The organism is Gordonia sp. SGD-V-85 (genome assembly GCF_001456905.1).
Taxonomy (GTDB): Bacteria; Actinomycetota; Actinomycetes; order Mycobacteriales; family Mycobacteriaceae; genus Gordonia; species Gordonia hongkongensis.
In genome coordinates, this window is the sequence record NZ_LNQO01000042.1 from 1 (window position 1) to 11,616 (window position 11,616).

Here is an 11,616-nt window from a genome sequence, read left to right on the forward strand (position 1 = left end):
CCGCACACCCGCATCACACCCCACTTCTACTAACCACCTTCGTATTTTGTGGCCATCGGGCGTGGGCGCCGGGAACGAGGGTCTCGAAGCAATCACCACAGGAGGCCGGCCGGGCCAGGCGGAAGACTATCGCGGCCACCAGACCGAAAATCGCGATCACACTGCCAGTACGGACCCACCTCGGGGGTCGATTGAGCTCTGCCCTCAACGCCAACTCGGCAATCGGATCAGCAGGCACCACACCACCCTCGATCGGCCCGCCCGTGGCGGCGAACACGATGAACACCCACATCGCCGAGGCCATCCACACGAGCGAGTCCACCATCACCGCCAACGACGCGCCGTGCAGACGAGCAGAAGACAGCATGAACGCCCCAACACAGAGCAGCGCCAACACGATAGCCGCCGCGAAAAAGCCCTGGGGAGCAACCACCATCACGCCGCCGGCCGCACTCACAGCAAGCGCACACGAAACGAGCGCCCGCCAAGCCTCCCCACCTCGACCCGGCCGACGGGCAGCGGCGACACCACACGCTACGACCGCACCGAACAGCCCCAAGAGTGCCCCTTGGGCCACAACGCTTGCGATCACCGCGCCTCCAACAGCCATCTTGAAACTAATCCAAATAGTAGTTCAGATGAGCCGGAGGACGCTGAGCGGAGGGGGAGTAGCCCTACCCCATGGATGAACCGAGGCCTCCCGAGGCGAGGAACCCTGGGCCGCGCTCACACCAGTCCCTAAAAGGTGTCTGCCACCCGACTTCGAGAGTGACCGCGCGGTACACGCCAAACTGGCGTGCCCGTAACTGGAAGCGCAACAACCAAGTGCTCTCTGGTATCAGATCTCCTGGCAGGTCCCCGATAGCCGGTCCAGGCAGGGGTCACGGTAGTAATGGCGCAAAAAACAACGAAGTTCGCGTAGTGCCTGGTCAGCGGGTAGACGGACGCTCTTGTTGGTGGCCGCTATCGGTGGCTGCGGTCGGGGCCGATGAGGCTGGTGATGCCGCGCATGGCTGCCGGTGAGGGTTTGAAGTAGCGGCGTAGGTTCTCGGGTTTGCGGTGGCGGGACTTGGCCATCAGCTCCACCAGGCTGGCACCGGCCTCGCCGAGATGCGTCAGGCCGGAATGCCGAAGTTCGTGCAGATCCCAACCGGTGCCGGGCCCATTCGTCGCGGTGGCGGCATCCAGCACGGCGCGGGCCTGGCCGTAGGACAGCCGGGCCAGCCCGGTGTCGGGGCAGATGTCCCGGTCGGCGGCGGCCTTTCCGGGGCCCGGTCGGCGGTGGGTGACGAACAGCGGTCCGCGGGTGCGGCCCTTGGTGAGGCGTGGCAGGAGCCGGGCGGTGCCCGCGTCCCAGTACACGAGCTCGTGCGCGTACTCGTGGTAGGTGGCACCGCGGCGGCGGGTGCGGGGCTTGGCGCCCTTGGACTTCACCGGGCAACACCGCCCGGCCAGATCGAGGTCCTCGATGTTGACCTGGAGCAGTTCCTCGGTGCGGGCGCAGGTTTCGTAGAGCATCCGCCACAGCGTCTTCTCCCGGAGGTCGATGTCGCGGCGGGCGATGAGCCGGTCGATCGCGGTGCGCGAGTGCACCGGGGTGGTGGAGTCCGGTGGAGTGGAGCGTTTCACCCAGGCCGGGACCGCCGGGGCGGTGTGGCCGTGCTCGCGGCACCACGCCAGCCACGACGCGACCGCGGCGCGGCGGGCGTTCCAGGTGTTGACTGCTGAGGAGCCCCACAGGGTTTCGAGGGTTTCACCGATCTCATCGTCGGCGACGTCGGCCAGCCGCCGGGTCTCGCCGAGCGTGGCGGTGGTCTTGTCGACGGCGATGCCGTAGGCGCGGCGGGTGTTCGGGGAGCCGATCGAGTCGAGGAAGCTGTCGCCGGCGGCGCGGACGGTGATCCCGGACGGCACGGTGGTACCTCCCTCACTGGGCTTGCCGCAGATAACAGGTCCGCGTCGCGCACCGCCGGAGCGGAGTCGGCGCAGGCCGGATGTCATGATGCTACAGATAACAGGGTGTTATCCGTGGCAGTCGGAAAATGGCCTCACCCGAGTACCGGGCGATGCTCATGGGGTGTCTATGCGCCGATTTCGCGGTGGACGCCGCCGGCGGCGGTGTTGACCGCTTCGGCGAGGGTGGGGTGGATGTGGATGGCTTGGGCGAGTTGGGTGTAGGTGGCGCCGGTGGTCATGGCGATGACGGCCTCGTGAACGAGGTTCCCGCCGTCGGGTCCGGCGATGTGGCAGCCGAGGATACGGTCGGTGGCGGCGTCGGCGACGAATTTGACCAGGCCGCGGGTGTTGCCGATGGCGCGGGCTTTCACGACGCCGGTGAAGTCCTGGCGCCCGACGACGACGTCGTAGCCGGCGGCGCGGGCGGCAGGTTCGGTGAGCCCGACGGCGCCGACTTCGGGGTCGGTGAACACCGCGTGCGGCACGATGCGCCCGGTTGTGGTGCGGTCCTGGCTTCGGAATATGGTGCGGTAGACGATGTCGGCGTCGTCGCGGGCGGTGTGGGTGAACATGGGCCCGCCGCGCAGATCGCCGAGCGCCCAAACATTTTCGGCGTCGGTGCGCAGGGAGGCGTCGACGGTGAGGAAGCCCTGTGGGTCGGGTTCGAGACCGAGGTACTCGAGGCCGAGATTGTCGCTGTTGGGGGTGCGTCCTGTCGCGATCAGCAGGTGGCTGCCGGTGATGTCGTCGGCTTCGCTGCCGGTGCAGCCGAGCCGGATGTTCCCGGTGGTGCCGGTGGCCGCGGTGCAGGTGGTGCCGGTGAGCACGGTGATGCCGTCGGCGGTCATGCCCTCTCTGACGGCGGCGGAGATGTCGGGGTCCTCGCCGGGCAGCAGCCGGTCGGCGCGTTGGATGAGGGTGACCTCGGAGCCGAATCGCCGGAACATTTGGGCGAACTCGCAGCCGACGTAGCCTCCGCCGACGACGAGCAGATGTGAGGGCAGGTCGGTGAGGTCCAGCAGGGTGCGGGAAGTGAAGTAGGGGACGGTGTCGAGGCCGTCGATGGCGGGGATGGTGATCCGGGTCGGGGCGGACAACACCCCGTGGCCTTACGGGCGCGGCGCCGCAGGGTGTAGCCGACGGCGGCGGCCACGACCAGCACGCCTGCGGCAAGCAGCCACGGGCTGGTCAAGACACCGCCGAGACCGGCGAGCACGCCGCCGGCGATCAGGGCGGGACCGGCGCAGCAGGCGACCATCACCAGCACGCCACCGGCCACTGCGAGCAGACCACCGAACCCGCCCGAGTCGTTGTCGGGTGTGTTCATCGCCTTGTTGTCGGGTGTGTTCATCGCCGCCCACTACCGTCCGCGGCGGGGATGCGCGGGCAGCAGCCCAGCGCGGCGGAGTTGTCGGCCGCCAGCGACCGCGCCAGCATCACCAGGTCAGCTACCCGCGGATCACCCACGGAGTACCGCAGTTTCTTCCCGTCGCGGCGCGCGAGGACATACCCGCAGTCGGCCAGGCAGGACAGGTGTACCGACACCCGGGGCTGCGAGATGCCGGCGTGTTCGACGCAGTCGGCGGAGGTGCGCTCCCCGGCGAGGATGAATTCGAGGAGCTTGAGCCGGGTCGGATCCGACAGGGCGCGAAAAAACTTCGCCGTCGTATCCAGATGCGTACACGCCGACTCGGCACCGGGCACGGTGACAGTGGCGGTGGTGGACCGGGCCATGGGATCGCCTCCACGAGACTTGAACTATTCGGATAAGCGCATAATATGGTTCCGGTAGATATTCGTCAACACGAATAGCAGCCGTTGTCGGTTCAGCGGTTGCCCGACCAGGAGGCACCCTCGTGACCTTGACAGATTCCCGCGCCGATCTGGCGATCATCGGTTCCGGCTCGGCGGCGTTCGCCGCCGCCATCGCCGCGGTCAACCTCGGCAAACGGGTGGTGATGGTGGAGCGCGGGACGGTCGGGGGCACGTGCGTGAACGTCGGGTGTGTGCCCTCGAAGGCGCTGCTGGCCGCCGCCGAGGCCCGCCACGCCGCCGAGGCGGCGGGCCGGTTCCCCGGGCTCACCCCCGCCGAGGTGCCGCTGGATTTCCCCGCCCTGATCGCGGGCAAGGACGCGCTGGTCGGGCAGCTGCAGGCGGAGAAGTATGTCGACCTGGCCGCCGACTACGGGTGGGAGATCGTCTCCGGCACCGCGGTGTTCGACGGCAGCGCCGAGGCACCCGTGCTGCGGGTCGCGCGCGCCGAGGGCGGTGTACGGGTGATCGAGGCCGACCAGTATCTGATCGCCACCGGTGCCGCGCCCTGGGCTCCGCCGATCGACGGCCTCGTTGAGGCCGGGTATCTGACCTCGACCACCGCCATGGACCTCCAGCAGCTGCCGGAGTCGCTGATCGTGGTGGGTGCGGGCTATGTGGGGCTCGAGCAGGCCCAGCTGTTCGCCCGCCTGGGCAGCAAGGTCACGGTGATCGCGCGTAGCCGGCTGACCTCGGGTGAGGAACCGGAAATCTCGGCCGCGCTCGAGGCCGTCTTCGCCCACGAGCGCATCGACGTGCTCACCGCCGCCACCGTCGAGAAGGTCCTCGCCGACGACGGGCACAAGGTGGTGACCGTGCGCACCGGCGGCGGCGCCAGCACCGAGCTGCGGGCCGAGCAGGTGCTGATGGCCACCGGCCGCCGCCCCAACACCGCCGGGCTGGGCCTGGATGCGGTCGGCGTCGCCGTCGACGAGCGGGGCGCGGTCGTGGTCGACGACCGCCAGCGCAGCAGCAATCCGCGCATCTGGGCGGCCGGGGACGTGGCCGGGGATCCGCAGTTCGTGTACGTGGCCGCCGCGCAGGGCACCCTGGTCGCCGACAACGCCCTGGCCGGTGCCGATCGCGTCCTGGACTACACCACGGTGCCGCGCGTGACGTTCACCAGCCCCGCGATCGCCTCGGTCGGACTGACCGACGCGCAAGCCGCCGCGGCCGGGCTGGCCTGCCAGTGCCGGGTGCTGGGGTTGTCGAGCGTGCCGCGGGCGCTGGTCAACCGGGACACCCGCGGCCTGGTCAAGATCGTCGCCGAAGCCGGCACCGGCCGGATCATGGGCGTGCACGCCCTCAGCGACGGCGCCGGGGACCTGATCACCGCCGCCACCTATGCGATGACCGCGGGTCTGACCGTCGACCGGCTCGCCCACACCTGGGCGCCGTACCTGACCATGGCCGAAGCGCTGAAACTGACCGCGCAGACTTTCACCACCGACGTCACCAAACTGTCCTGCTGCGCAGGCTGACGCCGTCGGACGGGAGGCAGTGATGAACGGACACATGACGATCGGGGACCTCTCGGCCCGCACCGGGGTGCCGGTGAAGGCGCTGCGCGAGTACACCGACCTCGGCCTGATCTACACCCTGGGCCGCAGCCCGGCCGGCTACCGCCTCTACACCGACGACGCGGAGTGGTGCGTGCGGTTCATCGGCGAGCTGCGCGGCCTCGGGCTCACCATCGCCGAGATCTGCCAGCTCACCTCCACCGACCGTGACGACCACGGCCGTTCGGTCGGCGCCCATCTCGCCGAGCTGCTGCAGCGGTCGCGGCAGCGGCTGCGCCAGCGCATCGCCGATGCCGAGCAGATCCTCGACCGCATCGACGCCTTCGAAACCGCACACCGTGCGCATCTGGCCACCGACGACCTGTGCTGGGCCGGTGACCCGTGCGGATGCGAGCTACGGGCTTGACCCTCACCCCGGGGACAGACCCTACCGTCGGCACCGTCACTGTCCGATCGCCCTCGAGGAGTCCGATCCCATGAGTACCGACAACCTCACTGCCGACGTTTTCGCCAAGATCCTGCCCGCCGGCCGGGACCGGGCGCTGATGCGCGCCGCGCTGCGGCTGCTCACCCACGGCACCCCGGTCACCGTCACCGAACTCGCCGCCGCCGCGGGAGTGCCCGACCTCGACCCCGCGCAGACGCCGATCGGCGCCGACGTCGAATACGACGAGGCCGGCCGGATCGTCGGCTGGGGCCTGACCCTCAACCCGACCCCGCACCGGTTCAGCGTCGGTGGCCACCAGCTCTACACCTGGTGTGCCCCCGACACCCTCATCTTCCCCGCCGTCATCGGCGCACCCGCCTGCATCGAATCCGACTGCCCGATCACGGGCACCACCGTGCGCCTGACCATCGACCCCGTCACCGGGGTCAGCGACCTGGAACCGGCCACCGCGATGGTGGCCTTCGTCGACCCCGACCGGATCCAGCCCGGTCACCTCCGCGCCACCTGCTGCAACCCGCAGATGTTCCTCGCCACCTCCGACGCCGCCCACCACTGGCAGGCGAAATTCCCAGGCATGACGGTGCTGCCGGTCACCGACGCCTACCACCAGCTCGCCCGCCCCCTCGCCGACGCGATCACCGACCCGACCACGACCACCGGAACCAGCGCCTGCTGCTAGATCGCGCCGCCGCCGATCCGGGCCGGCGCTGCGGGTCAGAACAGGGTGTCCCGCACGCGCAGCGGCCGGTACCCGGTGGGGCCGAGCTGGGCGAGTTCGGCGTCGATGTCGACCTCGATGGCGCCGAAGAAGTTGATGTTCTCGCTGTGGGCCGGGGAGATGTGCGTCAGCACCTCGTCGTCGATGCGCCGCCCGGCCCGCCGCATCTGTTCGGTCGCCAGCCCGTAATACTCTGTGGTCCAGGCGATGACGGCGTTGGTCGCCAACGTGAGGCACCATGCCTGTTCGGTCTGTCCCTCCAGGTGCCTCGCGCGCACGGCGCCTTCGTGCGCGTAGAGCAGGTCGCGGCGGAGCGCGTGCAGGGATTCGCCCTTGTTGAGCTGTCGGGAGATCTTGCGCCGATAGCCCGGGTCGGACAGGTACCGGGCGGCGTAGATCGTGCGCCGCAGCGCCCCGTATTCCTTGAGCGCCGCCGCGAGGGCGTTCTGCCGGCCCGACGCGGAGAGCTTGCCGACCAGCAGCGACGCGGTGGCGTGCCCGAACTTCAGCGACCCGCTCAGCCGGAGCAGGTCGTCGTAGTGCTCGGCGATGAGATCCAGATTCAGCTTGCGGGTCAGCAGCGGCCCGGCGTGCGGGAACGCGGACTCCACCTGGGCCCGAGGCGCCGCCCGATACAGGGTGATCCGGCCCAGGTCCCGGATGCGGGGCGAGAGCTGCAATCCGAGCAGGTCGAACAGCCCGAAGTTCACGAGGGTGACGCCGTGCGTGTCGGTCGCATGCTCGGTGATCGGCAGATCCGTTGCATTGCCGAGGATTTCGTCCAGCACGTAGTGAGCTTCGCGTCTCGTCGCGACGATGACCTTGGTGCCGTAGGTGGCGTGCTGATCGGTGACATGGGTATACGTGCTCAGTCCTTCGTTCGCGAAATAGCGGCTCAACGCTCTGGCGGTGACCGATTTGCCGCGGGTCGGGAACCGTTGCCCATCACTCGACGACAGGGTGCCGGCGCCGAAGACCGGGGTCAGCGGCAGCCTTTGGTGGTAGTCGATGATCGTCAGGTTCGCCGCCCGCAGCGTCTCCTCCCGCACATACCATTCGCTGGTCCAGGCCAGGATGTCGTAGGAGAGGCCCGACGCCTCGGCCATTCGGGTCAGCCCGAGGTTGGTGGAGTAGGCCAGCAGGACGGCGATGAGGTTGCGTTTCAGCTCCGGGCTGCGGGCCTGTTTGCCGCCGGCGTGGGTGAAGCAGTCCAGGTAGCCGGTGCGTTTGTCCAGCTCGATCAGCAGCGACACGATCGGCGCGAACGGCAGCATCTCCGTCAGCTCGGCCTTGAGCGCCGTCGCCTCCGCGGGCACATCCTCCGCCGACAGCGGTGAGATCACCAGGTCACCGGCCTCATCGAGACGGACCGGCCCGTCGCCGCCGGCGAGCACCTTCTCCAACTCGCCCATAGCGGCGTCGAGCTCGTCGGTGGCGGTCGCCAGCGCGCGAGCGGGATCAGCGGACTTGCCGACCAGGCGGCAGAACTCGTCACGCTGCGGCTCCCACGCCTGCGGGGTCAGCAGGTACGCGGCCGGGTCGGCGTAGCGGCGCGACCCCGGCACGAACACATCCCCGCTGCGCAACCCGTCACGCAGCCCCAGCAGCACGCACAGCTCCCAGTAGTGCCGATAGGCGGTGGTGTTACCGGCTTTGCGGGCCTCGTCGAGGTAGCCGCGCCACTTCGTCGGCACGAACCCGGTCGGCGCGTCGTCGGGCACCTTGCGGGTACCGGTCGCGTTCAGCTCCCGCAGCATGTGCACCCCGATCAGCAGCTCGGTCGCGGCGGTGCCGCCGGCGAACCGGACTGTCGACAGCACCTGCGGGGTGAACTGCCGCAGGTAGGAGTACGAGCTGTCCAGAGCGGCCAGGTGCCCGTGATCGCGCGGCAGCCGAGGCTTGGCCTGCGCGACCGCGGCCCGCAACCGCTCCCATCCGATCCGATCGCCCCGGATCAGGCCGCCGATCTCCTCGTCGGGGATCTGCAGGTCACAGACGATCGCCAGCAGGTCGTCGAGCAACCCCTGCCGATCCTCTCCGGCCTTACCGCGCTCGGCCAGCTCGTCGCGCATCCGGCGTTCGGCCTTGCTCAACCTGGCCGAGATCGCCTGATCGAACAGCTGCACCACCTCGTCGAGCACATCGGTGGCCGACTGCGCCAACACGGTGAGCAGAATCGGGTAGCGGCGTTGCGGATCCCGGCGTTCGAGGGCTTGGCCCGTCAAGCGGCGGCCCACCGTCGCCAGGAACCGCCGCCGCTCCGCCGGCAGCACCGACATGTCCAGCTCATCCGCGCCCAGGTTGCGCAGGAACACCAGCTTCTCGACCTCGGCCTTCACCGCGGTCGCCGACGCCTCCACCGGGCCGGTCGACAACCACCGCAACCGCGACATCTCGATCGACGGGTCGACGACCAGCAACGCATTCAGTTCCTTACACCGCTGCGGCGTGAACTCGCGCGCCAACCGGTCGTAGGTCTCCCGCTGCGCCCGCGTGCGAGCGTGCGCGACCCGGCGGACCACCGTTTCCGGGCCCGGCCGGATCACCCGCGCCGAGATCAGGTACTCACACGCCAGCCGGAACAACAGCGTCGGCGAATCGTGCTCCATCGCCCGCGCCAGCAGAAACTCATCCAGCTCCTTCAACTCCATCGCCCCGGCAGGCCGCCACCCCAGATACTGGGCCACCAGCCGCACATGCTCGGTCCGCGTCTGCGCCCGCTTGCCATACGAACGAAGCTGCGCTGCATCGATATTCAGCTGATCCGCCAGCCGGGCCACCGCCACCGGCGGCGCCGACGGCACCTTGTCCGGCACGAACCCCAGCCACGGCAAGGTGCACAACGCCACCGCCAGGCCCAGACGGACCGCAGGGCCCCTGCCCTGCGGAGCAACAAACGCCAGATCCGCCGGGGTCAGCGTGAAGTACCGGAACAACTCCTCACGACTGATCTCCGGGAACTCCCGCAGGCGCTGCAACTCCTCGTCCGCGAATACCCGCGTCGCCACGAACCCCAGCCTCCAACACGCCGACCAACCTCATCGGCAGACAAGCCAAGCACCAACCACCCCGGCCCGCAGCCCGAACCGAGAAATCGCCGCTGACCAGGCACTACGCGAACTTCGTTGTTTTTTGCGCCATTACTACCGGGACCCCTCACTGGGATAGCTGCACTGCCGCTTCGAGGAAAACCCTTGGAGCGAAGGAACTCGCATGACGAACCTTCTTGAGCCCGATCCTCGTGGGCCAGATTGGTCCGGACCCTTGACTGTCGGCCTCTGTCCGACAGCGCATGTCCTGAATAAAGACTCCGGAGAGGGACGGTCAGATTGCCGTCGAACAGTCCCTCTCCGGAGCGGTGGTTGGCGACTGCACGCGAGCGCGATTGATTTGCCGTCGAACGGCTCGCGTGTGGTCGCCGCAAGGGTCAGCTCCCTGTCTTTCGATGGGGGACCGGCCCGGTGACCAGTGTAGAGGTGATCGATCCTGTCCAGAGGGGTGGACAGGACTCGCGACGCTCGCCCTGGGGGGCGGCCTTGGCGGTGATGGCTACGGCGGTTATTGCCATGGCCAGTGTCGGGGTCGGGAACGTGCAGGCGGCGCCGGCGCAGCCGGGGGGTTGCCCGGGTCTGATGGTGTACGCGGTGCAGGGCACTGGCCAGTCGTCGCCGGACGCTGATCCGTCGAAGGATGCGGGGTTCCTGTCTCAGGTACTTCATCCGGCGATCACGGCCGCCCGCGGGGACATGGACCGTGCGTATGTGCCGTATGACGCCGGCTTCGGTGGTGCTGTGGCTGGTGGAAAGGTCCCGTACGAGCAGTCCGTTCAGGGCGCAGTCGCCAAGACCTTGTCCTGGATCAAAGACAAGGCCGCCGCGTGCCCGGCCACGAAGTTCGGTCTGGTCGGCTACTCCCAGGGCGCTCACGTCACTCGAATTGTGTTGAACGACATCGTCGGTGGCAAAGCAGCGATCGGCGCCGACAAGCTGGCTCTGTTGGCCAATCTCGGCGATCCAGGCCGACCTGAGGGTGCACCGTTGTTCCCCGGTAAGCCGGGGCAGACCTCTCCTGACCCGGTGCCGGGGACCAGCGGCGCGAATGTATCCAAGGTCGTGGCGGTGTCGACGACCAACGCGCCGGGCGGCGGTATCGCCCCGGTCGGCGACGTCGAGGACACGTCATACCAGGCCATCGCGGGGCGCTATCTGTCCGCGTGCACGCCTGGCGATCTCGCTTGCGATGCCCCGGCGAATGCTCCTTTGGCACGGTTGGTCACCAACATCGCCGGCCAGTCGGAACTCAACCCGGACGATCCGATCGGGTCGTTGTCGACGATCGCCGAAGCGCTGGCACTGACCGCAGTGAAGACCGCGGTACCGGTAGTCAATGAAGATGTCCAGGCGTCGGAGAACAACCTCGAATCATTGAGTTACCAACCGCGCCAGACCTTGTCGGAGCGGTTGGCGGTGGCCTCGGACCCGCGTACGCCATTGCCGAGTGTGCAGGACGCGCTGTCGGCGGTCATCAAGGTAGGCACGATCGGGTTCAACGCGGTAAAGACCGTTGTGCAGACGGTCGCCACCCCCGGCACCATCGCTGCGATCGCCACCGCGGGTGCTGCGAATCCGTTGGCCATCGTCGGCATTCTGGGGGCGAAGCTGGGCCAGGCAGCGGTCACGCTGGTCCCACCAGCAACCCAGGAACGCCTTGTCTCTGAGGCGTTTACCGCGTTCAAGTCCGAGTTCCAAGCGAACTCCGACCTGTTCAAGGTGTCCTCGCTGTTGAAGTACTGGGATGCGGCCAAGCAACACGCCTCATACTCGGAGGTATCGGCCACACCGACAGGCCAGCCCCCGACGAAGTTGATCGGGGACTGGATTGTGGCGGCCGCACGCGACATCGCCGGCAAGGACGGCGGGTCGTCGAACTCGCCCGATAGCGGCAGCGGCGGCGATGACTTCTCGTGGCTGTTCGGGGAGGGGTCTGCTGGTTCGTCGACACTTCCGTCGTTGACCACGACGTCGTTGCCGCCGAGCGCTGCGACGTCGGAACCGGCGTATCCGTGGGAGCTCGACACCTCGTCACCATCGGCTCCGTCCGAGACAGTTCCCTCGGGGGCCTCATCGGTCCCGCAAACCACACCGCCCGGCGGCGCGTCCGGG

9 protein-coding genes are annotated in these 11,616 nt (G+C 68.5%); 4 read left to right on the plus strand and 5 right to left on the minus strand.

All coding sequences use genetic code 11. From position 1 onward, the window contains the following. Nucleotides 1-13 precede the first annotated feature (13 nt). From AS181_RS24075 to AS181_RS24090, 4 genes are all read right to left on the minus strand, one after another. Nucleotides 14-457: a hypothetical protein gene (locus tag AS181_RS24075; protein WP_231742666.1), complete on the minus strand. Its 444-nt coding sequence runs from the start codon at nt 455-457 to the stop codon at nt 14-16. A gap of 506 nt (nt 458-963) precedes the next feature. Next, nucleotides 964-1,914 carry a tyrosine-type recombinase/integrase gene (locus tag AS181_RS24080; protein WP_005195278.1) on the minus strand — a complete coding sequence of 317 codons (951 nt, stop codon included), beginning with the start codon at nt 1,912-1,914 and terminating at the stop codon, nt 964-966. Between the two features lie 167 nt (nt 1,915-2,081). After that, nucleotides 2,082-3,056 carry a dihydrolipoyl dehydrogenase family protein gene (locus tag AS181_RS24085; protein WP_005195276.1) on the minus strand — a complete coding sequence of 325 codons (975 nt, stop codon included), beginning with the start codon at nt 3,054-3,056 and terminating at the stop codon, nt 2,082-2,084. 247 nt (nt 3,057-3,303) lie between these two features. Next, nucleotides 3,304-3,690, minus strand: a complete 387-nt coding sequence (locus tag AS181_RS24090) for an ArsR/SmtB family transcription factor (RefSeq protein ID WP_004018626.1) — start codon at nt 3,688-3,690, stop codon at nt 3,304-3,306. Between the two features lie 122 nt (nt 3,691-3,812). Between AS181_RS24090 and merA the strand changes: the two genes are divergently transcribed. From merA to merB, 3 genes are all read left to right on the plus strand, one after another. Next, nucleotides 3,813-5,249, plus strand: a complete 1,437-nt coding sequence (merA, locus tag AS181_RS24095) for a mercury(II) reductase (RefSeq protein ID WP_005195274.1) — start codon at nt 3,813-3,815, stop codon at nt 5,247-5,249. Nucleotides 5,250-5,271: 22 nt separating this feature from the next. Then, on the plus strand, nt 5,272-5,694 hold the full coding sequence (locus AS181_RS24100) for a MerR family transcriptional regulator (protein ID WP_005203167.1): 423 nt from the start codon (nt 5,272-5,274) through the stop codon (nt 5,692-5,694). 70 nt (nt 5,695-5,764) lie between these two features. After that, nucleotides 5,765-6,415 (plus strand): organomercurial lyase MerB, encoded by a 651-nt coding sequence (gene merB, locus AS181_RS24105; protein ID WP_005195267.1) that lies wholly within the window; start codon nt 5,765-5,767, stop codon nt 6,413-6,415. 35 nt (nt 6,416-6,450) lie between these two features. Here the strand turns inward: merB and AS181_RS24110 are convergent, their stop codons facing one another. After that, nucleotides 6,451-9,462 carry a Tn3 family transposase gene (locus tag AS181_RS24110; protein ID WP_005195266.1) on the minus strand — a complete coding sequence of 1,004 codons (3,012 nt, stop codon included), beginning with the start codon at nt 9,460-9,462 and terminating at the stop codon, nt 6,451-6,453. Nucleotides 9,463-10,020: 558 nt separating this feature from the next. Here AS181_RS24110 and AS181_RS24115 point away from each other — a divergent pair. After that, a partial coding sequence (locus AS181_RS24115) for a cutinase family protein (RefSeq protein ID WP_058253925.1) occupies nt 10,021-11,616 on the plus strand: 1,596 nt, incomplete at its 3' end.